The organism is Salinibacterium sp. VpJ6, assembly GCF_059767345.1.
The window spans coordinates 325,732-351,050 of the sequence record NZ_JBSOQL010000001.1 but is presented as its reverse complement, the minus strand read 5'-3'; the positions used below and the strand labels follow the sequence as shown (position 1 = coordinate 351,050).

Genomic DNA, 25,319 nt, shown 5'->3' with positions numbered 1-25,319 from the left:
CTCTCCCCGCGCGCTTTTTGCGTTGCTGGAGAAGACTGAGGGTCGGCTCAGAACCTCATGCACATTTGTTCACATGGCAATTGAAGGAGCCTAGACTGAACGTATGAACATACTCGAGGGAATCAATGGTCCCCGAGATCTAGACGGTCTCTCTACACAGCAACTTACTCAGCTATCGCAAGAGATCCGCGAGTTCTTGATCGAGAACGTGTCGCGAACGGGCGGGCATCTCGGCCCCAACCTCGGCGTTGTCGAGCTCACTACGGCTATTCATCGTGTCTTTGACTCACCGCGAGATGCTGTGGTGTTCGACACCGGACACCAGAGCTACGTTCACAAGATTTTGACGGGCCGCAAAGACTTCACGAAACTACGTTCGCAGGGTGGCCTTGCGGGTTACCCGCAACGTTCAGAATCTGAGCACGACATCGTAGAGAGTTCCCACGCCTCAAGTTCGCTGTCGTGGGCAGACGGGATTTCCCGCGCCTTTGAAATGACGGGCCAGGGCGACCGTCACGTGGTCGCAGTTGTCGGCGACGGGGCCCTCACGGGCGGGATGACGTGGGAAGCGCTCAACAACATCAGCGACGACAACAGTCGCAATCTGGTCATTGTCGTCAACGACAATGGGCGGTCGTATGCTCCTACCATCGGAGGGATGGCGCACTTTCTCAACAGCGTGCGCACCCGACGCTCCTACCGCTCGTTGCATGGATCGAGCGAGAAATTCTTCGGCACCTTTGGCGGACCGGGAAGAGCGCTGTATCGCGGCATCCGCGGCGGCGCACACGGGTTCCTTTCGCGCTTTAGCAACAACGAAGCCCTCTACTCGAATCTGGACATCAAGTACTTGGGCCCCGTTCACGGCCACGACATCGGCGCGCTCGTCGAGACGCTCGAGCAGGCTAAGTCGTACGGCGCTCCAGTTATCGTTCACGCGATTACCGAGAAGGGCCGCGGCTACGAACCGGCCTTAGCCGACGTCGCGGATCAGTTCCACGCCGTCGGTCAGATTGATCCGGCGACGGGGGAGCCGATCGACACGGGCGGCGCTGCATCGTGGACATCGGTCTTCTCCGAAGAAATCGTGAAGCTGGCGGATGCCAACCCGCGTCTCGTCGGAATCACTGCTGCCATGCTGCGCCCAACGGGCCTTCATCGCTTCGCTGAAAAGTATCCGGCACGGGTTCACGACGTCGGCATCGCTGAACAACACGCGGTTACGTCAGCAGCGGGACTCGCGTTTGGTGGACTTCACCCGGTGGTGGCGCTGTACGCCACATTCGTCAATCGCGCTTTCGACCAGGTGCTGATGGATGTCGCGCTTCACCGCGCGGGCGTCACCTTCGTGCTTGATCGAGCGGGGGTCACTGGCCCCGACGGCGCAAGCCATCACGGCATGTGGGATCTCGCCCTATTGCAGGTCGTCCCGAATATCCGTATTGCGGCCCCCAGAGACGCTGCACGCCTGCGTGAGGAGCTCGGCGAGGCTGTCGCGGTCGACGATGCACCAACCGTCATTCGCTTCGCTAAAGGCACCGTAGGGACCGCGTACGATGCGCTTCGTCGCACCGAGGACGGTGTGGATGTGCTTCGCGAAGACGAGCAGCGCGATGTTCTCATCGTTACGGTGGGATCGATGGCCAAGACTGGACTGCAGGTTGCAGAGCTTCTCGCAGCCCAAGGAATCGGTGCTACCGTGATCGACCCTCGCTGGGTGGTTCCGGTTCCCCGAAGTGTCATCGATTTCGCCGCAGATCACCGCATCGTAATCACGATCGAAGACGGTGTGCGCGTGGGCGGTATCGGAACGCGCATTCGCCAGGACATGCGTGCCCATGGCGTCGACACCGCGGTGAACGAGCTGGGATTGCCGGACACGTTCCTCGATCATGGCAGCCGTGACTACATCCTTAATCAGGTGGGCTTGACCCCCCAGCACATTGCTCGCGATGTTGTCGCCCAAGTACTCGGCAGCAAGATCCCGATTGCTCGGCCGCTTCGTGAGAGCGACTCCGATGAGTATCGGCTTCCCGCCGAACGCAGCTAGCCGCGCCGCCGCGCGGGTTACGCCGCGTGGAAACCTAACGACTCGAGGCCCTGTTCAGATTCTCTCTGAACAGGGCCTCGGCCGTTATATCGATAGGGGTGCGCGCCTACTGAACGCCGCGGATGCGCGGGTCGTGGAAGGTGCTGCCGAATGCTCGCTCCGACGCTCCTGCGCGGTCGAGGTAGGGCGTGACTCCACCCATCTGGAACGGGTAGCCCGCGCCGAGAATGAGGCAGAGGTCGATGTCTTCTGCCGCAGCGACAACGCCGTCTTCCAGCATCCGATGAATTTCGTCGGCGAGACCATCTTCGATGCGGATCTGAAGCTCTTCCGCTGTCATGGGCGAGTTGCCGCCCTTGACGATCTCGACAGCTTTCTTGGAGACGCCCTTTGACTTGCCCTTGCTGTCACGGTCGAAGATGTAGCCAAGTTCCGCGAGCTTGTGAAGGTTCTTGCTCTCAAAGAAGCGCTCGGGGAACGCCGCATGATGTGTGTCCAGAACGTGGGCGCCGACCTTGAGCCCGACGAGTTCGAGCAGCTCGAACGGTGTCATCGGAAGGCCGAACGGACGGGTGGACTCTTCAACGATCTCGAAAGGAGTTCCGGTGTCCACTGCGTGCATCGCTTCGCCGAGAACCTTCGCGAGGATGCGGTTCACTACGAAGCCAGGAGTGTCTGTCGTGATGACGGCATTCTTGCGTAGGTTCTTCGCGGTCACCATGGCGGTGGAGAGAGTCTCGTCGTTGGTGTGAGGTGTCTTGACGACCTCGATCAACGGCATGACGGCAACCGGGTTGAAGAAGTGGAAACCCACAACGCGTTCCGGGTGCTTCAGTTTGGCACCGATCTGCTCGACAGAAAGTGACGAGGTATTCGTGGCCAAAATAGCCTCTTCGGAGATGTACTGCTCGACCTCCGCGAAGACCGACTGCTTTGCACCGAGTTCTTCGTAGATCGCTTCGATGACCCAATCGCAGTCAGCGAAGTCAGCCTTGTTCGTGGTTCCCGTCACTAGCGCCTTGAGGCGGTTCGTGTCGTCAGAAGAGAGGCGGCCCTTCTCGTGGAGCTTGTCGATCTCCGCATGAATCGCGGCGACTCCGGCGTCGGTTGCGGCCTGATCAAGATCAGTGATGACAACCGGCACCTGCAGGCGGCGAACGAAGAGCAGCGCAAACTGGCGAGCCATGAGGCCGGCACCGATAACACCGACCTTCGTCACCTTGCGGGCGAGTTCCTTATCGGGAGCTCCCGCGGGGCGCTTTGCGCGCTTCTGCACGAGGTTGAAGGCGTAGATGCTGGCCTGGAACTGGTCACCGGAGATCATGTCGGCGAGAGCATTGTCCTCTGCCTCGAAACCAGTCTTCTTGTCAGTGTTCTTGGCGGCCTTGAGCAGTGCAAGCGCAGCGTAGGGTGACTTGGCGACGCGCCCAATGCGGTTCGCGAGCATCTTCTCGGCGATACCGATAGCCACATCCCACTTCACCGTGCGCTCGATCTTGCTCGGCTCATTCTTGCGCTTGACCTTCGTGGTGCCAGCGATGACACCATCTGCCCAGCGAATGGAATCTTCGAGGAAGTTGGCGGGGCCAAACATGGCGTCGGCGATGCCCAGCTCAAACGCTTCGGGTCCCTTGAGCATCCGGTTGTTCTTGAGCGGGTTCTCGATGACGACCTTGAGAGCATTCTCGATGCCGATGAGGTTGGGGAGCAACCAGGCTCCGCCCCAACCTGGAATGAGTCCGAGGAAGACTTCGGGCAGCGCCAGCGCGGGAACCGAGCTGTCGATCGTACGGTAGTCGGCGTTGAGGGGAACCTCGACGCCACCGCCCAAAGCGAGACCGTTAATGAACACGAAGGAGGGAACACCCAAGTCGCTGAGTTTGCCGAGCGCCCAGTGACCAAGTTCAGCCATCTGCTTACCGGTTTCGCGGTCAGGAATCTCGCTGACCTTTGAAAGATCGGCGCCCGCAGCGAAGATGAAGGGCTTTCCGGTGACAGCGAGGCCGTGAATCTCGCCAGCGGTGGCGCGTTCCTTTTGCTCATCGAGAACCTTGGCGAACTCGAGAAGAGTGGCAGGGCCAAGCGTATTCGGACGGGTGTGGTCCTTGCCGTTGTCGAGCGTAATGAGGGCAAGTGTGCGGCCCGCTGAGAGCGGAACGTCGCGCACGTAGGAGTGAGTGACTACTTCGTCTTGGGCCAGATCAGCAAGACGTGCAAATTGCTGGGTCATTGTTACTTTGCTCCCTTGTAGTTGGGGTTCTCCCAGATAACGGATCCACCTTGACCGAGGCCGACACACATGGCGGTCAGGCCGTAACGCACCTCGGGGTGCTGTTCGAACTGTGCGGCGAGCTGAATCATGAGACGGACACCGGATGACGCGAGCGGGTGTCCCATTGCGATGGCTCCACCCCACTGGTTGACGCGGGGGTCCTCGTCATCGATGCCGTAATGGTCGAGCAACGAGAGCACCTGAACAGCGAATGCTTCATTCAGTTCGAAGAGGCCGATGTCTTCGATCGTGAGGCCAGCCTTACGCAGCGCCTTCTCGGTCGAGGGGATCGGACCAATACCCATGATTTCGGGTTCCACGCCGGCGTAGGCGAAGCTCACCATGCGCATCTTGGGCTTGAGGCCGAGTTCACGAGCCATTTCGCCGCTAGCGATGATGCTGGCGGTCGCTCCGTCGTTGAGCCCCGAGGCGTTTCCGGCCGTGATGCGGCCGTGCGGGCGGAACGGCGTCTTGAGACCGGCAAGGCCCTCGAGAGTCGTTTCCGGGCGAAGCCCCTCATCGCGAGTAGCCAAGCCCCAGCCGGACTCGCTCTTCGTAGCGACAGAGATCAGGTCGGGCTGGATGTTGTTGGCTTCGTACGCTGCCGTGGCGCGCTGTTGGCTGCGCAGCGCGAATGCATCGGCGCGGGCCTTCGTGAGGTGCGGGAAGCGGTCGTGAAGCTTCTCGGCGGTGTTGCCCATGTTGAGGGCTTCAGGGTCAACCAACTTTTCTGCGAGGAAGCGAGGGTTCGGGTCTACGCCAGAACCCATGGGGTGATGTCCCATGTGCTCGACGCCGCCAGCGATCGCCAAGTCATAGGCGCCAAAAGCGATTCCGCCGGCCACGTTGGTGACGGCGGTCATCGCGCCAGCACACATGCGGTCGATGGCATATCCGGGAACTGATTGGGGGAGTCCGGCGAGAAGAGCCGCACTGCGGCCGATCGTCAAGCCTTGATCTCCAGTTTGAGTGGTTGCCGCGATGGCAACTTCATCGAAGCGTTCCTTCGGAATCTGGGGGTTACGCTCCAGAAGTCCGATCATCGCCTTGACGACGAGGTCATCAGCTCTGGTATTCCAGAACATGCCCTTCTCGCCGGCACGTCCAAATGGAGTACGGACTCCATCTACGAATACAATCTCGGTTTTCTCGGCCACAATGCCTCCACTAAATCCTTGGATGTAGCACTGATCATAAGTGGCCGAGTTTAAGGTTAGGAATCCTTTGATTGTTCCTACGACTCGCTATTGACGGAGTCCTCAGGCGTTTGGTTGGCTTCCACAAAGGCTTGCGCAATTGACTGTGCAGATACGTCAAGTTGCCATTGACGTGCTCCGAGCGCGATGAGGGCTTCAGAAATGCTCTCCGTAGAGATTTCTGCGGGCGGGTTCCACGCAACTCGGCGCAGGTAGTCGGGCGTCAATAAGTTCTCGATAGGAATTGACATCTCTTCGGAGAACTCGGTCATGAGCGCGCGAGCAGCTTTTAAGCGACGATCCGCTTCGGGATTCTTGTCCGACCAGACTCGCGGGGGAGGCAGCGTGTCGTTAGCTACGCGCGAGGCAGGAATATCGGTCGATGCAAGCCCCGCCTGGATGGCATCCCACCAGCGGTCAATCTGGGTGCGGCTTGCGCGCCCGCGGAACTCTTTCAAACTCGACAGCTGTCGCTTTGACTCGGGGAGGACCTTCGCGGCTGCGAGCAGCGCTGAGTCGGGCACGAGACGACCAGGGGCCGTGTCGACTTCTTGCGCGTACGCATCGCGAGCGAGCCAGAGCTCACGTGCCACGGCCAAGTTCTTGCCGCCGCGTATCGAGTGAACTCCGCTCAACCGACGCCATGGCTCGGCCCGTACATTGCTGAGATCGCGTCCCAAGACCGATTCGAACTCTTGGCGAGCGATCTCGCCCTTACCGTCCTTATCGAGCAGCGCACCAAGCTCTTCGCGAAGATCAACGAGAAGCTCGACATCCAGCGCGGCGTAAACGAGCCACGACTGCGGAAGCGGGCGGGTCGACCAGTCTGCCGAGGAATGTTCCTTCGCAAGGTGGATGCCGAGTAAGTGCTCGACGACCGTTCCGAGACCGACGCGGGGAAGACCCGCGATTCGCGCACCGAGCTCCGTGTCAAAGAGACGGGTGGGATTCAGGCCGACCTCGCGCAAACAAGTGAGGTCTTGAGTGGCCGCGTGCAGGATCCACTCTTCCTCTGCAATGACGTCGTTCAGCTCGCTGAAGTCACCAATGGCGGGCGGATCGAAGAGAAAGGTGCCGGCGCCACGTCGAAAGATCTGAATGAGATACGCACGCTGCGAGTAGCGGTAGCCGCTGGCCCGTTCGGCGTCGATACCGATGGGGCCGTGTCCGGCAGCAATGGCGTCGACGGCAGCAAGATATTCGTCCCGATCGTCGATGACATCAACGGGAACATGAGGGGCTTGGGTTGCGGCGTGCGACTCGCCCTCGGGGGCTGCACTCTCGGAGGCGCTACTCACGCCCAGCTCTACGGGCCGACAACATGGTGACTCCTTCAATCGTGGGCGGAAGTCCGGCAAGCATGCAGACTAACTCGCTCCAGCCTTCCACATGAGCAGCAATGTCGAGATCTTGAGGGCTCCAAGAGGCTCGAAGTTCAATTTGTGCGCCGTCGGGCTGCGACTCCAGTTCGCCGAATCCCGTAGAGAGGATGCGAGTAGCGGTGCCGGAAACTTGGTCGTACTTCGCGCCACGGCTATCGAGCGCGTCGACGAGCCAGGACCACGTGACTGAGCTCAGAAATTCATCGACTCCGATGTCAGGTTCGAGCGGCGCTTGGGCGAAGCAGATGATCCTGAACTCGCCCTCCCACGCGTCGGGCGACTCGGGGTCATACAACAGAACGAAGCGGCCGGTGCCGAGGTCAGAGTCTTCACCGTGACGGCTGGGCGTGACATCCGCAGCAAGGGCGAATGACCACGGCGCGATCTGAGTCGGCGCCGAAATTTCGGTAATCGCGAGCTCGGGGCGCAGCGTGGCGGCACGGAGTGACTCGACCGCGGACGCAAATATCGCGGGCGGCGTTGGTCCAGCTGGCGATTCAGGCACGTCAGAAGATTAGGCTTTAGCTGAACAATCGCTAGTAAGGCACGCCGCGCTCTGACGGCTACACGATGGAGGTTTTAGGATGCCGGTATCTTCTCAACTCCGCGTCGCTGCCAAGGTTGTTGGTGGAGTTGCGGTTGCTGCGGTGGCCGCAGCAGGCATCGCTCTGGTCAGTGGCGCTGCGCTGTCGATCTATTTTGCGCGCAAAATCGTGACCCCGCCAGGGAAAGCCGACAGTACTTTGCGGGTACTCGCGGTGGGAGAGTCGACGATCGTGTTGTCATCGGCGGCGGAGAGCCGGGCTCCCGGTCGCTTCAGCCTGTGGTTCGCCGACAACTCCGGACTCGCGCGAATTGGTCCGGTGGTTTCGCAGGGTGCCCAATGGGTGGCGCGTGAATTGGTTGAGGTAGAGAAGGGCGTGCCGCAGCCGGGCGATAACGCTCGTACTAGTGGGTGGTTCTACGTCACGCCGGCTGGACTCGGACTCGAGTATTCCGAGGTGATGGTTCCCACAGAGTTAGGGCCAGCACCCGCGTGGCTGGTTCCTGCGGCGCGTCCTACGGCGACGTGGGCCATCCACATTCACGGCCGCGGCGTGCAACGCCCCGAAACGGTTCGAGCCTTGGGCGAGTTCCACGCTGCCGGCGTTACCTCCCTTGCCGTGTCGTACCGCAACGACACAGAAGCCCCCAGCTCGTCCGACGGTCGCTACGGCTTGGGTTCGACGGAATACCGAGACGTTGACGCAGCGATTTCTTACGCTCTCGCGTCCGGCGCCGAACAAATCATCCTCATGGGGTGGTCAATGGGTGGGGCAACCGCCCTTCAGACATTGGTCCGTTCGAGCAACCGCGACACGATCATTGGGCTTGTTCTCGATTCACCGGTAATCGCCTGGGGGCCGACGATGGAGTTGCACGGCGACCTCAACCGCATTCCTACCCCGGTCCAACGGGCAGCCCAGATTGTATTGAACAGCGACCAGGCTCCCTTTCTCGTCGGCATGGAGGGGCCACTCGATATCGCAGAGATGAACTTCGTCAACCGTGCGGACGAGCTTGATCGCCCCATCTTGTTGATGCACAGCGAAGACGACGGCTATGTGCCCGTAGAGCCGTCTCGCGCACTGGCGGAAGCTCGACCCGACATCGTCACCTACGAAGAGTTCGACACGGCAGGCCACACTCGCCTGTGGAACTACGACAGCGATCGGTGGCTGACCGCGATTCGAGTATGGCTAGCGGCGCAGCTCGGGGCGGATGCGGCATCCGTTGACTAGCTGCGACGTCGACCTGGTCGACCCGACGGTCGCGGCGCCTCGATTGTGGCGCCTCGTTTTTAGTGTGCACAGGCGCCTACGCTGCTGCTGTTAGACCGCGGTCTTTAGCCGGATCTGTCGCTTGGCGCGCGCTAGCATGCCGGTCATGCCGCGCAGCCTCAGAGGGCTGACAGCTTGAGAGAGACCGAGGGTCTGCGGAAAGTCATCCGACAACTCGAGCACTTCCGCACTACTGAGGCCGGAGAGGCCCTGTACCAAGATGGACGCGAAACCTCGCGTCGTGGGAGCCTCAGATGGCGCTGTAGCAAACATGTGAACGATGTCGTTCTCTACTTCAACGAAGATGAAAACGGGGGACTGGCACTCTTCCACCCGTTCGAAGAGGTCGGGATGGTCGGCGTAGCGCGTCGGTAGCTCCGGAAGTTCGTTGGCGAACTCCAGCAGAAGCTGCAGCCGATCCCTCAGCTCGAAGCCAAGAAAGTCGTCTCGAATTTCGGCTAACTGGCTGGGGATCTGCTGCTCACTCACTGCATCAGTCTAACGGGAAGGAACGTCACCCGGCTCAGTGCCGAGAGCGATCGGAACCCGTACAAGGGACCCCCATTCGGTCCACGATCCGTCGTAGTTGCGCACGTTCGGGAAGCCCATGAGGTAGTTGAGAACGAACCAGGTGTGACTCGAGCGCTCACCGATGCGGCAGTAGGCGACGATGTCGTCGCCATCCTTTAAGCCCGCACCCTCGCGGTAGATGGTGTTCAGCTCGCTGAGCGGGCGGAACGTGCCGTCTTCAGCGACAGCCTTCGACCACGGCACGCTCTGTGCGCTAGGGATGTGGCCGGCGCGAAGTGCGCCTTCTTCGGGGTAGCCGGGAACCGTTGTGCGCGCACCGCTGTACTCTTCGGGCGAACGGACGTCGATCAGCGGGTTACCGAGGTGGGCGAGTACGTCATCGCGGAACGCGCGAATCACCGAGTCGGAGCGTTCGACGATGGGGTACTCCGTCGGGGCCGGGGTGGGAACTTCGAGGGTGTACTCGCGGCCGTCAGCCTCCCACTTTGCGCGGCCACCATCCATGAGGCGGACGTCTTCGTGACCGAAGAGAGTGAAAACCCACAGGGCGTAGGCAGCCCACCAGTTGGTCTTGTCACCGTAAATCACGACGGTGCTGTCGCGCGAGATGCCGCTGCGCGACATGAGCTCAGCGAAGCCTTCGCCATCGATATAGTCGCGTGTGACCGGGTCGTTAAGGTCTGTGTGCCAGTCGATCTTGACGGCGCCGCGGATGTGACCCGTTTCGTACAGAAGTACGTCTTCATCGGATTCGACGACGACGAGTCCGGGTTCGCCGAGGTGTTCTTCAACCCACTGAGCAGACACCAAGCGTTCAGGGTGAGAGAACTCAGCAAATTGGGGGGCTGGGTCGCGTTCGATAGTCATAACTACCTCCGATTGTGGGTGGAAGAACTGGCGCGGGCTTCAAACTAAGCTTGGTGGGTCCCTTGCCCAAGAAATTACGCATTCGCCGCTGATTACACCGCGTTGCCGTAACACTGCGAAAAATAACCGAGGCTGAGAATGAGCGCTACTGCGCCTACGACTCCTGAGCGTCTAGTCGATCGTATCCCGTCGTTGACCGGAGCGCAGATGCTTGCCGAACTTGTGCCGCCGCGCCAGTTCACCGGCGCGACTTTAGATTCATATCGTCCTGATCGTGACTACCCCTCGCAGGGCGCAGCAGTCGCAGCCATGCGGCATTTCGTCGCCGGCGCCAAGTCGGGAGGGTTGTTCTCTCGCAAGAAAACTCCTGCAGTAAAACCTGGGGTTTATCTCGACGGCGGATTCGGCGTGGGCAAGACTCATTTGCTCGCGGCGCTGTGGCATCAGATGGCCGGACGAAAGTACTTCGGAACGTTTATTGAGTACACGGCGCTCGTGGGGGCCGTGGGGTACGCGCCTGCTGTGCAACTGCTCAAGGGCGCTTCGTTGGTGTGCATCGATGAATTCGAACTCGACGATCCCGGTGATACCCGGTTGATTTCTCGCTTGCTGTCTGAGCTGGTCGCTTCGGGCACCAAAATTGCTGCGACATCCAATACTCCACCTAACGCCCTCGGCGAAGGGCGCTTTGCGGCTCAAGATTTCTTGCGCGAAATCGACTCGCTCTCGGCGAAGTTCGAGACCATCCGTATCGATGGGCTCGACTACCGTCGCCGCGACACGGGAGCCCACGCCGTCGCGGTTGCGGATGCGGCGGCAGCTATTGCGACAGCGACCGGTGTGACAACACTCGATTCCTTCGACGAGCTACTCAAACATCTTGCTGGAGTTCACCCCTCGCGGTATGTGAAGTTGATCGAGGGGATAGACGCGGTCGGGCTTACCGGTGTGCACGAGTTTGCTAACCAAACCGACGCGTTGCGGTTCGTAGCCTTTGTTGACCGCCTGTATGACGCACAAGTGGCCATCTATGCCGATGGCACTGCGCTGGATGCGGTGTTCCCCGACGACATGCTTGCGGGCGGTTACAGCAAGAAGTATCTTCGCGCGGTGTCGCGGCTAATCGCTCTCACATCCAACACAGCTTGATCTCATTGTTGAGAACCACTCGAACAATTAGGGGTTAAGTGTTGTGCGGTGACCCAATGGGCACGAAACTGGTGCGGGGAGGGCAACAGTGACGGCAGATTTTGCGGCGGCGAGCCTAGGGGTGGTCGCGTTGTTCCTGCTGTTGGCGGCACTTATCGTTCTGTACGCGAGCACCTTGCCTTCCGCGACGTGGACCGCACTAACAATCACCTCGCTAGCTTGCGCCGCTCCGGGCGCCGTTGCGTGGTTGGTCATAGTTCCGGCATTGTCCGTCGACTTACGCACGGTGATGATGCCTTCGCTAGCCGCCTTAGGCGCCGTCTGCTGTTTCCTCGTCACGCTGGTGTCGCGAAGTTCTGGCGCGCCGCTGTGGCGGAGCGTTGCCTATAGCTGCGTGTGGGGTATCGCCGTGTATGTCCCGATAGCAGTGCGTACATTCGAGCCGTTTGGGGCGACGACACCGCTGGGCCTGAGTCCGATCGATCATGGTGGTGCTTTGGTCATGAGCGTCGCGGTCGGTGCCAGCATGCTCGCAGTGCTCGTCGTGGAGCGGCGTTCTCTCATCCGTGGCGCCCGTAAGTCCGTTCCCGTTTCTGTGGGCATCGCCGCGCTCGTTCTCGCCGTGCTGGCGTGGCTGGCATGGCTTGTGGGCGCCGAGTTCGCCTTCGACGACGTGGTGGGCCTCATCTTGGCGAACGGGGCCGTAAGTGCGAGCTTTGGCGCGTTGGGGTGGTGCATCGTGCAGCTGATCAACCACGGCACGATCAGACTGAAATCCCTTGCCGGTGGTCTCATTAGCGGCCTCATCGCGGTCTCTGCCGGCGCACCGTTGTTCACTCCTGTTTCCGCGGCCGTCGCTGGCTTTATTGCGGGCGCCGCTGCGTGTGCATTTACTGTGCGCAAAGGGTCACCTTTGGGGAACCAACTTCGGTTTCTGGTCAGCACCCACCTCATTGGTGGGAGCATCGGTGTCGTATCGCTTGGTGTATTGGCTACAGGTTCGGGGTTCCTGTTCACCGGTCAAACTTTCATCTTTGAACAGCAGCTTCAGAGCGTGCTCGCGTCAGCGGCCTTTGCGTTTGTTGTCTCGTCGCTCGTGTGGTGGCTCTTGGGCCGTGTCGGGCGTCGTAGCGAGGTCGTTGAGCCGCGCATCCTCGCCAAGAACTGAACGCGTCAGCAGTGTTGCGCCGGCAACCGCGGCGGGCATAGCTAGTACGGCCCCGAAGGGGATTAAGAAGACCACGTAGGTCGCAGCCCCCAGCCCCAGGGCTCGCGCGCGTGACGCTCGCAGCGTGCGCCGCCGAGCCGTGAGGTGGAGTCCACGGGATTCGAAGGGGATGTTGCTGAGCTCGACGACCAGCAACCATCCACCCAGGAGCGCGCCCGCTGTCGCTGCGATGACTCCTCCCGCAATGGGGATGAATCCCAATGCGAATACGAGGACAGCGAGTCCCACGGTGGGGATCAACACCCGTAGTCCTTCCCCGATTCCACGACGGAGGTCGCGCCAGAAGCCTTGAGACTGTTGTTCCGGGGGAGCACCGTGTGTGGCGTCCACGTGGGTGGCGATCAATCGGTAAAACGAGTCGCCCACCATCAACGTGACCGTGGTGTACGTGTTCAGGATGACGAGGATGCTCGCCACGATGAGAGCCAGCCCCGCCGCGAAGTGAGTGGCAGCCTGCGCGACTTCACCCCATTCGCGGGCGAAAGGAGTGATTGATACGGCGATGACCTCAATGTTCACGATCAGGGCAACGAGCACGGCTATCGCGGCGATGCCCACGATGGCGGCAGGGATCATTCCCAGCAACATCAGCCGAGGGGCGGTGATCCAAATTCGAAATCCACGAAAGAGAAATCCGACGCCCGAAAAAAATTCTCGCAACACAGATGCGCGACGTGGAGAGGGAGCTGACATTCCTCAAGGCTACCGGGCGGACCACAGGGCAGAGCCGCGAAAATCCGGGGATTTCAGCCGTAAATGAAGAGAAAGAACGGTGGGCGATACCGGACTCGAACCGATGACCTCTTCCGTGTGAAGGAAGCGCGCTACCAACTGCGCCAATCGCCCGCAGTGCAATCTTTGCATATCTCGACGACACGCTCGCGGCCGAATTGGAACTTCGCGCACTCTTCGTATACAGTCATCTAGCACGCGAAAACGGGTAACCGAATAGCTTGCAAATGCGGATGTGGCGCAGTGGTAGCGCATAACCTTGCCAAGGTTAGGGTCGCGAGTTCGAATCTCGTCATCCGCTCGAATGAGAAGTGTCAGCCTCGCCGGCACTTCTCATGTGCGGTGGAGTGGCCGAGAGGCGAGGCAGCGGCCTGCAAAGCCGTATACGCGGGTTCAAATCCCGTCTCCACCTCGTAATGAGTGTTCAGCCGGTTCGCCGGTTGGTGTTTGAAACTAGGTTTTTCTAACTAAATAGCATGAGCGATTGGCGCAGCGGTAGCGCGCTTCCCTGACACGGAAGAGGTCGCTGGTTCGATCCCAGTATCGCTCACAGATGAAGCCCCGGTTCGCCGGGGCTTCTGCTTTTTAACCAATTCAGCGCGGCACTTATGCCTGCGGCCAATTGCTGCGGAGTGTGCCCGACCGGGCGCGATCATCATCTCGACGCTCGTTTTTGCTGCCTTCAGAGTCGGCTTTGCGCTCGGATCGCTTCCCAGCGGCCCGACAGGAAACATCTTCATGGCGATGACCCTTCTGGCGACCGCGCTCACCAGCACGGCTTTCGCTCAGTGGCTCAGTCAGATCTTTGGCGGCTAGCGGCAACGGATGACACGGGTTCGCTCTGAACGCCGCTAAAGTTGTTGTGTGAGTAACACTGGATTTGAGCTATTTACCGACCGCAACGTCGTCGCCATGCGCGTCAACGGTGAGTTGAAAGATCTCGCCGCGACAGTAACTGCCACGGATGAGGTCGAGGCCGTCACTATCGACTCGCCCGATGGACTCAACATCCTTCGTCACTCGGCCGCCCACGTCGCGGCTCAGGCTATCCAGACGATCAACCCGCAGGCCAAGCTCGGTATTGGCCCGCCCGTTACCGATGGTTTCTACTACGACTTCGATGTCGAGGAGCCGTTCACTCCGGAAGACCTCAAGGCCATCACCAAGGCGATGGACCGCATCATCCGTCAGGGCCAGCGCTTCCAGCGTCGGGTCGTGACTGAAGCTGAGGCTCGCGCCGAGCTCGCTGACGAGCCGTACAAGCTTGAACTGATCGGTCTCAAGGGCTCTGTCGATGACAGCGAAGTGGATGGCGATAACGAGTCCGTCGAGGTCGGTGGCGCCGAATTGACGATCTACGACAACGTTGACGGCAAGACCGGTGAGGTCTACTGGAAAGACTTGTGCCGTGGCCCGCACCTTCCCAATACCCGCATGATCGGCAACGGGTGGTCGCTCACGCGCACTGCGGCCGCCTACTGGCGCGGCTCGGAGAAGAACAAGCAGCTTCAGCGCGTGTACGGAACGGCATGGCCGACCAAGGACGAGTTGCGTGCCTACCAGGCGCGTCAAGAAGAGGCACTCAAGCGCGATCACCGCAAGCTGGGCGCCGAACTTGACCTGTTCTCGTTCCCCGACGAAATCGGTTCCGGCCTCGCGGTCTTCCACCCCAAGGGCGGCATCATCCGTCACGAGATGGAGGATTACTCTCGCAAGCGCCACGCGCAAGAGGGCTACTCCTTCGTCAACACCCCTCACATCACCAAAGAGGCGCTGTTCGAGACGTCGGGCCACTTGGGCTGGTACAAGGACGGCATGTTCCCGCCGATGCACCTCGACGAGGCTCGCAACGAGGAGGGCGAAATCACTCGCCAGGGTGCTGACTACTACCTCAAGCCCATGAACTGCCCGATGCACATCCTGATTTACCGGTCGAGTGGTCGTTCGTACCGTGATCTGCCGATACGTTTGTTCGAATTCGGCACCGTTTACCGCAACGAGAAGTCGGGCGTTATTCACGGCCTCACGCGCGTGCGTGGTTTGACCATGGACGACGCGCACATCTTCACCACGAAGGAGGGAATGAAGCAGGAGCTCACCAACACGCTCAACTTCGTTCTCTCGCTGCTGCGCGACTACGGCTTGACAGACTTCTACCTTGAGCTTTCTACCAAGGATCCCGAGAAGTATGTCGGCGATGATGACATCTGGGATGAAGCAACGCGAACCCTCGCTGAGGTCGCTGAAGAGTCAGGCCTTGAGCTCGTTCCTGACCCGGGTGGGGCTGCGTTCTACGGCCCCAAGATTTCGGTGCAAGCGCGCGATGCCATCGGCCGCACGTGGCAAATGTCGACCGTTCAGCTCGACTTCAACCTGCCTGAGCGATTTGATCTGGAGTACACAGCGGCAGATGGTTCGCGCCAGCGCCCCGTAATGATCCACCGTGCGCTCTTCGGATCGATCGAACGCTTCTTTGGCGTTCTCACCGAGCACTACGCCGGCGCTTTCCCCGTCTGGCTGTCGCCTGTACAGGTCGTCGGTATCCCGGTTGCTGAGGCGTACGAAGAGTACTTGGGTGGCGTGATCGACCAGCTCAAGGCCCTCGGTGTTCGCGCTGAGATGGATGCCTCGAGCGAGCGTATGCAGAAGAAGATTCGTACGCACACCAAGTCGAAAATCCCGTTCCAGCTCATTGCCGGAGAACAGGATCAGGCTGCGGGTTCAGTCAGCTTCCGTTTCCGTGATGGAACCCAAGAGAACGGCATCCCAATTGCGGATGCTGTTGCACGCATCACTGACGCGATCGCGACGCGAGCGCAGGTTTAGTTCGTGCACGACTACGACGGTTCTGAGTTGCCCGCGGGGGAGTCGAGTTCTGACTTCGCCGCGGTGCCCGACGCTTTTCAGCGTTTGTGGACGCCGCATCGCATCGCCTATATAACGGATCAGACGCAACCGGATAAAGACGACTGTCCGTTCTGCGTGGCGCCAACGCTCGATGATGAGAAGGCGCTCATCGTTGCACGGGGAACGCACGCCTACGTGCTGCTGAACCTGTTTCCCTATAACAGCGGTCACCTTCTGGTGTGCCCGTACCGTCATGTGCCGCTCTACGACGAGGCGACTGACGAGGAGACCGCTGAGATCGCGTCTCTCACCCAGACCGCCATGCGAGTGCTGCGCGAGACCTCCAACGCTCACGGCTTCAACATCGGGATGAACCAGGGCGCGTTGGCTGGGGCAGGCATCGCTAACCACTTGCACCAACATGTTGTTCCGCGGTGGGCTACAGACTCCAATTTCTTCCCGATCGTGGCTGGCACCAAGGCGATTCCGCGGCTGCTCGGTGAGGTTCGGGATGAACTCGCGAAGGCGTGGCCGACGAACCACTGAGTTCAAATTGGCTGCATTCTTTTGGTGGTTTCGGTCTTAGCGTTGAAGCTATGAGCGAGAACACTTCATCCAACGAATCGGGTACGAGCCGCGTTAAGCGCGGACTGGCAGAAATGCTCAAGGGTGGCGTCATCATGGATGTCGTCAACGCTGAGCAAGCAAAGATCGCGGAGGATGCCGGCGCCGTTGCCGTTATGGCTCTCGAGCGCGTTCCTGCCGACATCCGTTCGCAGGGTGGTGTTGCTCGCATGAGTGATCCCGACCTCATTGATGGAATCATCGACGCTGTCTCGATCCCTGTCATGGCGAAGGCTCGTATCGGGCACTTCGTTGAAGCCCAGGTTCTTCAGGCCCTCAAGGTCGACTACATCGACGAGTCCGAAGTCTTGAGCCCTGCTGACTACGTGAACCACATCGACAAGTGGAACTTCGACGTTCCTTTCGTCTGTGGTGCAACCAACCTGGGCGAGGCGCTTCGTCGCATCACCGAGGGTGCTGCGATGATTCGCTCGAAGGGTGAAGCAGGTACCGGCGACGTTTCTGAGGCAACCAAGCACATCCGTACTATCAAGGGCCAGATCAACGAGCTCCGCTCGAAGTCGGTTGACGAACTGTATGTCGCTGCGAAGGAACTGCAGGCACCGTACGAACTCGTTCGCGAAGTAGCGCAGAGCGGTAAGCTTCCCGTGGTTCTCTTCACCGCTGGTGGAGTAGCGACTCCGGCTGATGCCGCGTTGATGATGCAGCTCGGCGCCGATGGTGTCTTTGTCGGTTCGGGAATCTTCAAGTCGGGCAACCCGGCGCAGCGCGCCGCAGCGATCGTGAAGGCAACGACCTTCTTCGACGACCCCAACGTCATCGCTGAGACGTCGCGTGGTCTAGGCGAGGCCATGGTGGGCATTAACGTTTCTGACCTTGCCGCACCGCACCGCCTCTCCGAGCGTGGCTGGTAACCCTTCCGTCGATCAGCTTCCCATTGGGGTTCTTGCTCTTCAGGGTGATTTTCGTGAGCACCTGCAGGTGCTCCAGCAACTCGGAGAAACCGCTGTAGCGGTCAAATCTCCCGAGCAGCTGGAGCACATTGCCGCTCTCATTATTCCTGGCGGCGAGTCGAGCGTGATCGACAAACTTTCGCGGCTCTATGGTCTTTTCGAGCCGATTCGGGCAGCTATCCACGCGGGGCTTCCCGTCTACGGAACCTGTGCCGGGCTCATCATGCTGGCGGATACAGTTGAAGATTCGATCGAAGGTCAGCAGTCGTTCGGTGGCCTCGATGTGGTTGTTCGCCGCAATGCATTCGGTTCTCAGACTGACTCGTTCGAAACCGATCTGAGCATCCCGGAACTGGGGGAGAACCCCGTGCACGCCGTCTTCATTCGGGCTCCGGTGGTCGAAAGTGTCGGCGCTCGGGCTCGAGCTCTCGCAACGCTGGATGACGGCCGCATTGTCGCGGTGGAACAGGGCAACCTGCTCGGCACGTCCTTCCATCCCGAAATTACGGGTGATACACGATTCCACGAGTACTTCGTGCGTCGAGTCCGCGCCATGCGGTAGTTCCTGCATCATGGGGGAATGCAACTGTATGCCGACCAGCCCGCGCGTCGAACGCGTCAAATCATCGCTGACTTGATTTCCCTCGGGTTCATCGCGGTGTGGATTGCTCTCGGTGTCTGGGTCTATCAGCTCATGGCTGCCTTTCAGGAACTTGGCGTTCAGATGCAGGAGGCGGGGGCCGGATTCGAATCAACGATGGTCGAACTGGGCGACACGCTTGGCTCGGTGCCACTTATTGGATCGGGCATCCGGCCACCGTTCGATGGTGCGAGCGAAGCCGGTGCCGCGCTGGAATCGGCGGGGCAGAGTCAACAAGCCTCGGTCGAAGCTGCTGCCACGGTGGTGGGGCTGTTCATCGGAATTGTGCCGGTGATCCTCATTCTTTTTGTCTGGCTGCTGCCGCGCATCCGATTCGCTATACGGGCCGGCGAAGCAAAGCGGCTATTGGCAACGCCGGGTGGGGCCGATCTGTTGGCACTCCGAGCGCTCACAACGCTCAATTTGACGGAACTAGCGAGGGTCTCGGAGGCCCCGGCCGCAGAATGGCGAGCGGGAAACAGCGCGACTGTGGCGCGACTAGCCCAATTGCAATTGGCTGAGTTGGGGCTCCGCAGTTCGCTCGAAGAACGCTAGCGCGGGGATTCGCGCAGTCGAGCGAGGTTCATACGCGTTAGAATGTCCGTTATGTCAGGGCATTCTAAGTGGGCAACTACCAAGCACAAGAAGGCGATTACAGACTCTCGCCGCGCGAAGGCTTTCGCGAAACTAATCAAGAATATTGAGGTCGCCGCCAAAATTGGAGGCGCTGACCTTTCGGGAAACCCGACTCTTGTCGACGCCATTCAGAAGGCAAAGAAGACGTCGGTACCCAACGACAACATCGATCGCGCGGTCAAGCGCGGCTCAGGCCAGCTCGGCGACGCCGTTGAGTACCTCAACATCATGTACGAAGGCTATGGCCCCAACGGCGTAGCGCTCATGGTCGAATGTCTGACCGATAACAAGAACCGCGCTGCAGCAGACGTTCGCACGATCATGAGCCGCAACGGTGGCTCGCTCGCAGATCCAGGCAGCGTGGCCTACAACTTCGAGCGCAAGGGCGTTATCTCGATTACGAAGACCGAGGGCGTCTCAGAAGACGACATCCTCATGGCTGTGCTCGACGCTGGCGCCGAAGAGGTCAAGAACCACGGCGAAGGCTTTGAAGTCATCACCGATACCGCTCACTTGGTTGAATCACGCAACGCTTTGCAGGCCGCCGGGATCGACTACGACTCCTCAGAAGCAGAGTTTGTTCCGAACCTCAAAGTTGAGGTCGACGCCGATACTGCGCGCAAAGTTTTCAAGTTGATTGATGCGCTAGAAGAGTCTGACGACGTTCAGAACATCTACTCGAACTTTGACATCAGCCCCGAGGTGCAAGCCGAACTCGACGAGGACTAGCCGATGACCCTGCGGGTGATCGGGATTGATCCTGGTCTCACGCGCTGTGGTGTCGGAGTTGTCGACGTCGCTCCCAATCGGCGGGCAACGCTCGTTTATGTAGGAGTCGTTCGTACGCCGCCGAAGATGGCGCTCGAAGAGCGACTGCGGGTGATCGGCGAAGGCATCGACTCGGTGATTGGCGAGTACGAGCCTACGCAGCTCTCTCTTGAACGCGTCTTTGCTCAGAACAATCTCAGTACCGTGATGGGCACTGCTCAAGCGAGCGGCGTCGCAATGTATGTCGCCGCGCGCCGGGGACTTTCCGTCTCGCTACACACTCCGACCGAAGTCAAGCTTGCGATTACTGGCTTCGGCGGAGCTGATAAGAAGCAAGTGGGCACCATGGTTGCCCGGGTTCTCGGCCTCGCCGAGGCGCCCACACCAGCGGATGCCGCAGATGCGTGTGCTTTAGCGATCTACGGTGCGTGGAACAGTGGGCCGGGATTCTCGGCGGCGCCCCGCTCAGCCGCCGCTGATGCACGGGCTGGCGGGTCTCTTTCATCCCCAGCATCGTCGAGCGGCTCCGGTCTTACCCCCGCGCAGGAGGCGTGGCGGTCGGCAGAGAAGTCGGCGGGTGCTCGTAGGCTGAACTTATGATTTCTTCCCTTCGTGGCACCGTTCTCGCCGCGGTCGGAACCTCACTCGTTATCGAAGTTGGGGGAGTGGGGCTCAGCGTGAGCGTTACCCCCGAGCACGCTCTGTCGGTGCGAGTAGGTTCTGAAACCCAAGTCAATACCGCGCTCATCGTGCGCGAAGACGACCTTGCCCTGTACGGCTTCCGGTCATCCGAAGAGCTTGAGGTCTTCAATCTCTTGCGGGGTGTCACTGGCGTCGGCCCCAAGAGCGCGATGGGGGTTCTTGCTGCGCTCTCACCCGATGACGTTGCTCGCGCTGTCACGGAAGAAAACGACTCTGCGTTCCGCAAGGTGTCGGGTATCGGTCCCAAAACTGCCAAGCTCATCGTGCTGAACCTGGCCGGCAAACTCGTCGTGTCGACGCGCCAGCCTGGGGTTGCCTCAGTTCGCGCCAACTCGGTCTCTGAACAAGTGTCGATGGCTCTGCAGGGTTTGGGGTGGCCCGAAAAGCTTGCTCAACCGGCTGCTGAGAGTGCACTGCGCGATGCGAGCGACGCAGAGTTTAATGACGTTCAAGCGATTCTTCGTCGGGCGATCTTGCTTGTCGGCTCGCGCAGTGGCAAGGCGGGTGCCTAATGTTTGACAATGGCGACGAAGTGGTGGCAAACCCGACTGTCGAGTCGGATGCCGAACTCGCGTTCGAGGGAGCGTTGCGGCCGGCCTCTCTCGCCGAGTTCGTTGGGCAAACGAAGGTTCGGGGTCAACTGCAGCTTTTGCTGCGCGCTGCGGCGATGCAGAACCGCACCGCCGACCACATTCTTCTCGCCGGGCCTCCCGGACTGGGCAAGACGACGCTCGCGATGATTGTGGCTCATGAGAGCGAGCGGCCTTTGCGACTCTCAAGCGGCCCGGCGATCCAACACGCTGGGGATCTTGCAGCAGTGCTGTCCTCTCTGCTGCCCGGCGAAGTGCTTTTCATCGACGAAATCCACCGCATGGCTCGCTCTGCCGAAGAGATGCTCTACCTCGCGATGGAAGATTTCAGAATCGACATCATGGTGGGTAAGGGGGCCGGAGCGACATCGATTCCTCTGGATATCGCTCCCTTTACTCTCGTTGGCGCAACGACCCGCTCGGGGCTCCTTCCTAACCCGCTCCGCGATCGCTTCGGGTTCACGGCTCATCTTGAGTTCTATGACGAGGCCGAGTTGGAGCGCGTCATTGCGCGCACGGCAGGGATGCTTGATCTCGACATCGATAAAGAGGCTGTGGCGGAGATCGCCGGGCGATGCCGGGGCACTCCGCGTATTGCGAACCGGCTGCTGCGTCGCGTCCGGGACTATGCGCTCGTGAACGACACAGCCGCGAGCAAGCATGCCGTGCGTGCGGCACTTGAACTTTACGACGTTGACGAACGGGGACTCGACCGCCTCGACCGGGCGGTCATGATGACTGTCCTCGAACGCTTCGACGGCGGACCAGTTGGCCTCAGCACTTTGGCGGTATCGGTCGGTGAAGAGGCTGAGACCGTAGAGTCGGTCGTTGAACCGTTCCTCGTGCGCGTTGGTTTGCTCACGCGAACGCCCCGTGGGCGAGTAGCGACACGGGCGGCGTGGGATCACTTCGGGATGACCGACAGGAATTCGAGCCCGGCTAGCGATGAACTATAGTTTTACTGGCTTAACACGCGCCTCAGCTTGAGCGCCAGGCCCACAGACCAACCGAAAGGTACCTCATGGATCCGCTTTCTATTGCGATGCTCGCCATTCTCGGCGTGCTCATCTTCTTCATGTTCCGCAACAGCCGCAAGCGCAAGGCTCAGATGGAAGAGCTGCGCGACCAGATGGTTCCCGGCGTAGAAGTAATGACCAACTTCGGTCTCTTCGGAACGCTCATCACGATGGACACCGTCAAGAACGAAGCTGAGATCGAGATCAGCAAGGGTGTCGTCGTCAAGGTTCACAGCCAGACTCTCGCGAAGGTCGTCACTGAAGACGTCGTCGAAGATGGCGCTCCGCGCTCCGTCGAGGAAGCAATGGAGATTGCTAACCGAGAAGCTGCAGAGCGCGAAGCTGCATCGAATGACTCGACTGATTCTTCAACCCCTGAGTTCGGCGAGCTCTCCGACTCGAAGGACGACAAGTCCTCAAAGTAGAGGAACGTCGCCTGTAACCCACTAGTGTTGAGAGTCGTCCTACCCGAGGGTGGCTGTCCAACGGCGTGCGATTCTGCACTGCTCTGTCAAGAAAGCTGAGTCAAATAGGTGGCAAGAACAACCCCTGTGAAGAATGCCTGGCGGGCCATAGTCTGGCTCACAGCAATCACGGTGGGATTCACCGTCTTAGTTGGCGCTGGCTCCATCTTCGGTACGGCATCCTGGGCTCCCAAGCTCGCCCTTGACCTTCAGGGCGGAACGCAAATCGTTCTCGCCCCGCAGCTCGAAAGCGGACAAACCGTCTCGGGCGAGCAACTCGCTCAAGCCGTGTCGATCATTCGTGACCGTGTTGACGCCAGTGGAGTCTCCGAAGCCGAGATCACCACGCAGGGTGCGAGCAACGTCGTGGTATCCATTCCCGGAACCCCGGATGACGAGACCCTGAAGCGCATTCAGGCGTCCGCCAAGCTCGAGTTCCGCCCAGTTCTCTATACAGAGGTAGCGGGCACTGCTGTCGCCGAAGAGACACCGGACCCGGCGACGACGGATGCTCCGGAGGGCGAGACCGCCACTCCTGAGCCCACACTCGCGACAACTCCCACCGCAACGCCGACTGACGCCAGCGACTTGAACTGGATCACCGAAGCTCTGTTCGATGAGTACAGCAACTTTGATTGCTCGTCGCTCGACAACTTCAGTGTTGCGCCGGCGGACGAAGCGCTGATCACGTGTGAAGCCGATGGTTCGTTCAAATACATCCTCGGCCCGGTTGAGGTTGAAGGAAGCACGATCACTGATGCTTCAGCAGGTCTTGTCTCGAGCTCGCAGGGCATCAGCACTGGCCAGTGGGGCGTCTTCCCCACCTTCAACGCCGAGGGAACCACCGCTGTTGCGGACATGACGACCCGTCTCTTCGGCTTCGATCAAACTGATCCTCGCAATCGCTTCGCAATCGTTCTCGACGGCCAAGTAATTTCGGCACCGACCACTCAGGGCATCATCACCGGTGGTAACCCGCAGATTTCGGGGAGCTTCACGCAGGAGTCAGCGGAGATTCTTGCTGACCAGCTGAAGTTCGGTGCGCTTCCGATCGGCTTCGAGGTTCAAAGCAGTGAGAACATCTCTGCCACGCTCGGTGCCGCGCAGCTGAACTCGGGTCTTATTGCTGGCCTTATCGGTCTGCTGCTCGTCGTTATTTACTCGCTCTTCCAGTACCGCCTCCTTGGTCTCGTCACCGTGGCATCACTCATTGTGGCCGGTGTCCTCACCTACCTCGTGATTGCGTATCTCTCCTGGCGTCATGGATACCGTCTGTCTCTGGCCGGTGTCGCTGGTTTGATCGTCGCTATCGGTTTCACTGCCGACTCGTTCATCGTGTACTTCGAACGAATTCGCGATGAGCTCCGTGACGGACGTTCGTTGACCGGTGCTGTCGAAGCGGGATGGAAACGTGCGCTTCGCACTATCTTCGCCGCGAAGGCCGTGAACCTGCTCTCGGCAGTTGTTCTCTTCGTCCTCGCCGTCGGAAACGTTCGTGGGTTCGCCCTCACTCTGGGAATCACCACCGTTATTGACGTGCTGGTAGTGGTGCTCTTCACTCACCCGATGTTGCAGCTGCTCTCTACGACTCGGTTCTTCTCGAGCGGGCATCCTTTGAGCGGACTTGACCCTAATGCGCTCGGCGCTGTTTACCGCGGTCGGGCACAGTTCCGCACTCCCGTCGCGGCCAAGAACAAATCGGGCGCGAGTCGCGAAGCTGCTCGCCGCCAAACAATCGCTGAACGAAAAGCTGCTGAACTGGCCGGCTCTGCCCGAGATTCCAGCTTAGATGGAAAGGACTCCTGATGGCTAGCTTCTCTAAGTTTGGCAACGACCTCTACACCGGCGATGTCTCGATCAACTTCATCGGACGCCGCAAGGTCTGGTATGCCCTCGCAGCAGTACTGCTCGCCGTGTCAATTATCGTTCCGGCGCTTCGAGGCGGATACGTCTTTGGCATCGAATTCACTGGCGGTTCGCAATTCCAGATCGACTCCGTTGAGGCACTCACCGACCCTGAGACAAGTGCTGAAGCTCAGAACCTCGCAACCGACACTGTGATCAGTGTCGTCGGCGACGCGGAACCTAAAGTCACGGTCATTGGCACAAGTTCGTTGCGCGTTCAGACCGAGCAACTTGAGACAGATGAGTCCAACGAGGTTCGTGACGCGCTTGCCGGAGCATTCAACGTTGATACAGACCTCGTCGCTGCATCCTTCGTAGGTCCATCATGGGGCGCCGACATTACTGGATCTGCCCTGCGCGCACTCGTAGTGTTCATCGCTCTCGCCGCAATCATGATGGCGATCTACTTCCGTACGTGGAAGATGTCGATCGCGGCGATGATCGCGCTACTACACGACATCGTGATCACGGCGGGTGTCTACGGAATCTTCGGGTTCGAGATCACGCCGTCCGCGGTGATCGGATTCCTCACTATTCTCGGGTTCTCGCTGTACGACACGGTCGTTGTGTTTGACAAGATTCGGGAAAATACGTCGGAGGACGGCTCTGAATCCCGTCGTACCTTCGCTGAGTCCGTGAACCTCGCTGTCAACCAGACTCTCGTGCGTTCGATCAATACCGGAGTTGTTGCAGCGCTGCCCGTTGCCGCCATCCTCTTTATCGGCGCGTACGTTCTGGGTGCTGGAACGCTGCGCGACATCGCGTTGGCCCTGTTCATCGGTATCGTCGTCGGCACGTACTCGACCATCTTCATCGCCGCTCCGCTGTACGCGCAGTTCCGTCAGAACGAGCCGGACATCCTCAGCCGCACGAAGCGACTGACGGCTGCTCGCGCCGCTGACAAGGGCAACAAGTAGCCACGATGGGCGAACGGCAGTGTGTGCGTTCGCAGGCGGCTGAGTCCGCTCTGATCGACTATGTCTTTG

23 protein-coding genes and 4 tRNA genes are annotated in these 25,319 nt (G+C 60.0%); 19 read left to right on the top strand and 8 right to left on the bottom strand.

Features of this window, described 5'->3' with window-relative positions; translation table 11 throughout:
• Positions 1–103: 103 nt before the first annotated feature.
• The gene (gene dxs / locus ACWTV1_RS01735; protein WP_498503869.1) at positions 104–2,050 is read left to right on the top strand and encodes a 1-deoxy-D-xylulose-5-phosphate synthase; all 1,947 of its coding nucleotides are present in this window, start codon (positions 104–106) and stop codon (positions 2,048–2,050) included.
• A gap of 106 nt (positions 2,051–2,156) precedes the next feature.
• Here dxs and ACWTV1_RS01730 read toward each other — a convergent pair whose 3' ends face one another.
• The 4 genes from ACWTV1_RS01730 to ACWTV1_RS01715 all read right to left on the bottom strand — a co-directional run bounded on the left by ACWTV1_RS01730 (position 2,157) and on the right by ACWTV1_RS01715 (position 7,405).
• On the bottom strand, positions 2,157–4,280 hold the full coding sequence (locus tag ACWTV1_RS01730) for a 3-hydroxyacyl-CoA dehydrogenase NAD-binding domain-containing protein (RefSeq protein WP_498503868.1): 2,124 nt from the start codon (positions 4,278–4,280) through the stop codon (positions 2,157–2,159).
• 2 nt (positions 4,281–4,282) lie between these two features.
• Complete coding sequence (locus ACWTV1_RS01725) at positions 4,283–5,479, bottom strand: thiolase family protein (protein ID WP_498503867.1); 1,197 nt, start codon at positions 5,477–5,479, stop codon at positions 4,283–4,285.
• A 77-nt stretch (positions 5,480–5,556) separates the two neighbouring features.
• On the bottom strand, positions 5,557–6,816 hold the full coding sequence (locus tag ACWTV1_RS01720; protein WP_498503866.1) for an HRDC domain-containing protein: 1,260 nt from the start codon (positions 6,814–6,816) through the stop codon (positions 5,557–5,559).
• Positions 6,809–7,405 (bottom strand): DUF3000 domain-containing protein, encoded by a 597-nt coding sequence (locus ACWTV1_RS01715; RefSeq protein WP_100388892.1) that lies wholly within the window; start codon positions 7,403–7,405, stop codon positions 6,809–6,811. Before ACWTV1_RS01715 ends, ACWTV1_RS01720 begins: the two co-directional genes overlap by 8 nt.
• Before the next feature lie 79 nt (positions 7,406–7,484).
• Between ACWTV1_RS01715 and ACWTV1_RS01710 the strand changes: the two genes are divergently transcribed.
• Positions 7,485–8,681, top strand: a complete 1,197-nt coding sequence (locus tag ACWTV1_RS01710; RefSeq protein ID WP_498503865.1) for an alpha/beta hydrolase family protein — start codon at positions 7,485–7,487, stop codon at positions 8,679–8,681.
• A 90-nt stretch (positions 8,682–8,771) separates the two neighbouring features.
• Here the strand turns inward: ACWTV1_RS01710 and ACWTV1_RS01705 are convergent, their stop codons facing one another.
• Positions 8,772–9,209, bottom strand: coding sequence for a SufE family protein (locus ACWTV1_RS01705; protein WP_498503864.1), 438 nt, complete (start codon positions 9,207–9,209; stop codon positions 8,772–8,774).
• A 9-nt stretch (positions 9,210–9,218) separates the two neighbouring features.
• Positions 9,219–10,118: a sulfurtransferase gene (locus ACWTV1_RS01700; RefSeq protein WP_498503863.1), complete on the bottom strand. Its 900-nt coding sequence runs from the start codon at positions 10,116–10,118 to the stop codon at positions 9,219–9,221.
• 138 nt (positions 10,119–10,256) lie between these two features.
• Here ACWTV1_RS01700 and zapE point away from each other — a divergent pair, with 138 nt between their 5' ends.
• Complete coding sequence (gene zapE, locus ACWTV1_RS01695; RefSeq protein WP_100388896.1) at positions 10,257–11,267, top strand: cell division protein ZapE; 1,011 nt, start codon at positions 10,257–10,259, stop codon at positions 11,265–11,267.
• A gap of 88 nt (positions 11,268–11,355) precedes the next feature.
• Positions 11,356–12,435 carry an ammonium transporter family protein gene (locus tag ACWTV1_RS01690; RefSeq protein WP_498503862.1) on the top strand — a complete coding sequence of 360 codons (1,080 nt, stop codon included), beginning with the start codon at positions 11,356–11,358 and terminating at the stop codon, positions 12,433–12,435.
• Here ACWTV1_RS01690 and ACWTV1_RS01685 read toward each other — a convergent pair.
• Entirely contained in the window at positions 12,331–13,188 is an 858-nt protein-coding gene (locus ACWTV1_RS01685; RefSeq protein WP_498503861.1) for an EI24 domain-containing protein, read from the bottom strand. The genes ACWTV1_RS01690 and ACWTV1_RS01685 overlap by 105 nt on opposite strands.
• Before the next feature lie 80 nt (positions 13,189–13,268).
• Positions 13,269–13,341, bottom strand: a tRNA-Val gene (locus tag ACWTV1_RS01680).
• 115 nt (positions 13,342–13,456) lie between these two features.
• Between ACWTV1_RS01680 and ACWTV1_RS01675 the strand changes: the two genes are divergently transcribed.
• From ACWTV1_RS01675 to secF, 15 genes are all read left to right on the top strand, one after another.
• Positions 13,457–13,528 (top strand) — tRNA-Gly (locus ACWTV1_RS01675).
• Positions 13,529–13,568: 40 nt separating this feature from the next.
• Positions 13,569–13,639: transfer RNA gene (locus ACWTV1_RS01670), tRNA-Cys, on the top strand.
• A 66-nt stretch (positions 13,640–13,705) separates the two neighbouring features.
• Positions 13,706–13,777 (top strand) — tRNA-Val (locus ACWTV1_RS01665).
• A 362-nt stretch (positions 13,778–14,139) separates the two neighbouring features.
• A complete protein-coding gene (gene thrS, locus ACWTV1_RS01660) occupies positions 14,140–16,053 on the top strand; it encodes a threonine--tRNA ligase (protein ID WP_498505017.1) in 1,914 nt (637 codons plus the stop codon).
• Positions 16,054–16,056: 3 nt separating this feature from the next.
• The gene (locus ACWTV1_RS01655; RefSeq protein ID WP_498503860.1) at positions 16,057–16,620 is read left to right on the top strand and encodes an HIT family protein; all 564 of its coding nucleotides are present in this window, start codon (positions 16,057–16,059) and stop codon (positions 16,618–16,620) included.
• A 50-nt stretch (positions 16,621–16,670) separates the two neighbouring features.
• Positions 16,671–17,573 carry a pyridoxal 5'-phosphate synthase lyase subunit PdxS gene (pdxS, locus tag ACWTV1_RS01650; protein ID WP_100388902.1) on the top strand — a complete coding sequence of 301 codons (903 nt, stop codon included), beginning with the start codon at positions 16,671–16,673 and terminating at the stop codon, positions 17,571–17,573.
• Complete coding sequence (pdxT, locus tag ACWTV1_RS01645) at positions 17,563–18,174, top strand: pyridoxal 5'-phosphate synthase glutaminase subunit PdxT (RefSeq protein WP_498503859.1); 612 nt, start codon at positions 17,563–17,565, stop codon at positions 18,172–18,174. The genes pdxS and pdxT overlap by 11 nt, the downstream gene beginning before the upstream one ends.
• 18 nt (positions 18,175–18,192) lie before the next feature.
• Complete coding sequence (locus tag ACWTV1_RS01640; protein WP_498503858.1) at positions 18,193–18,807, top strand: hypothetical protein; 615 nt, start codon at positions 18,193–18,195, stop codon at positions 18,805–18,807.
• Positions 18,808–18,858: 51 nt separating this feature from the next.
• Positions 18,859–19,617: a YebC/PmpR family DNA-binding transcriptional regulator gene (locus ACWTV1_RS01635; protein WP_100388905.1), complete on the top strand. Its 759-nt coding sequence runs from the start codon at positions 18,859–18,861 to the stop codon at positions 19,615–19,617.
• Positions 19,618–19,626: 9 nt separating this feature from the next.
• On the top strand, positions 19,627–20,256 hold the full coding sequence (ruvC, locus tag ACWTV1_RS01630; RefSeq protein WP_498505016.1) for a crossover junction endodeoxyribonuclease RuvC: 630 nt from the start codon (positions 19,627–19,629) through the stop codon (positions 20,254–20,256).
• Positions 20,253–20,870 carry a Holliday junction branch migration protein RuvA gene (gene ruvA / locus ACWTV1_RS01625; RefSeq protein WP_498503857.1) on the top strand — a complete coding sequence of 206 codons (618 nt, stop codon included), beginning with the start codon at positions 20,253–20,255 and terminating at the stop codon, positions 20,868–20,870. The genes ruvC and ruvA overlap by 4 nt, the downstream gene beginning before the upstream one ends.
• Complete coding sequence (ruvB, locus tag ACWTV1_RS01620) at positions 20,870–21,904, top strand: Holliday junction branch migration DNA helicase RuvB (protein WP_498503856.1); 1,035 nt, start codon at positions 20,870–20,872, stop codon at positions 21,902–21,904. The genes ruvA and ruvB overlap by 1 nt, the downstream gene beginning before the upstream one ends.
• A 65-nt stretch (positions 21,905–21,969) precedes the next feature.
• A complete protein-coding gene (locus ACWTV1_RS01615) occupies positions 21,970–22,389 on the top strand; it encodes a preprotein translocase subunit YajC (protein ID WP_341619879.1) in 420 nt (139 codons plus the stop codon).
• 108 nt (positions 22,390–22,497) lie between these two features.
• Positions 22,498–24,234, top strand: a complete 1,737-nt coding sequence (secD, locus tag ACWTV1_RS01610; RefSeq protein WP_498503855.1) for a protein translocase subunit SecD — start codon at positions 22,498–22,500, stop codon at positions 24,232–24,234.
• Positions 24,234–25,250, top strand: coding sequence for a protein translocase subunit SecF (secF, locus tag ACWTV1_RS01605; RefSeq protein ID WP_498503854.1), 1,017 nt, complete (start codon positions 24,234–24,236; stop codon positions 25,248–25,250). Before secD ends, secF begins: the two co-directional genes overlap by 1 nt.
• Positions 25,251–25,319: the final 69 nt, after the last annotated feature.

Excerpts from the sequence above, each read along its gene's own strand:
- dxs (WP_498503869.1), top strand. The coding sequence starts at position 104 with ATGAACATACTCGAGGGAATCAATGGTCCCCGAGATCTAGACGGTCTC.
- ACWTV1_RS01730 (WP_498503868.1), bottom strand. The coding sequence starts at position 4,280 with ATGACCCAGCAATTTGCACGTCTTGCTGATCTGGCCCAAGACGAAGTA.
- ACWTV1_RS01710 (WP_498503865.1), top strand. The coding sequence starts at position 7,485 with ATGCCGGTATCTTCTCAACTCCGCGTCGCTGCCAAGGTTGTTGGTGGA.
- ACWTV1_RS01700 (WP_498503863.1), bottom strand. The coding sequence starts at position 10,118 with ATGACTATCGAACGCGACCCAGCCCCCCAATTTGCTGAGTTCTCTCAC.
- zapE (WP_100388896.1), top strand. The coding sequence starts at position 10,257 with ATGAGCGCTACTGCGCCTACGACTCCTGAGCGTCTAGTCGATCGTATC.
- ACWTV1_RS01685 (WP_498503861.1), bottom strand. The coding sequence starts at position 13,188 with ATGTCAGCTCCCTCTCCACGTCGCGCATCTGTGTTGCGAGAATTTTTT.
- thrS (WP_498505017.1), top strand. The coding sequence starts at position 14,140 with ATGCGCGTCAACGGTGAGTTGAAAGATCTCGCCGCGACAGTAACTGCC.
- pdxS (WP_100388902.1), top strand. The coding sequence starts at position 16,671 with ATGAGCGAGAACACTTCATCCAACGAATCGGGTACGAGCCGCGTTAAG.
- ACWTV1_RS01640 (WP_498503858.1), top strand. The coding sequence starts at position 18,193 with ATGCAACTGTATGCCGACCAGCCCGCGCGTCGAACGCGTCAAATCATC.
- ACWTV1_RS01635 (WP_100388905.1), top strand. The coding sequence starts at position 18,859 with ATGTCAGGGCATTCTAAGTGGGCAACTACCAAGCACAAGAAGGCGATT.
- ruvA (WP_498503857.1), top strand. The coding sequence starts at position 20,253 with ATGATTTCTTCCCTTCGTGGCACCGTTCTCGCCGCGGTCGGAACCTCA.
- ruvB (WP_498503856.1), top strand. The coding sequence starts at position 20,870 with ATGTTTGACAATGGCGACGAAGTGGTGGCAAACCCGACTGTCGAGTCG.
- ACWTV1_RS01615 (WP_341619879.1), top strand. The coding sequence starts at position 21,970 with ATGGATCCGCTTTCTATTGCGATGCTCGCCATTCTCGGCGTGCTCATC.
- secF (WP_498503854.1), top strand. The coding sequence starts at position 24,234 with ATGGCTAGCTTCTCTAAGTTTGGCAACGACCTCTACACCGGCGATGTC.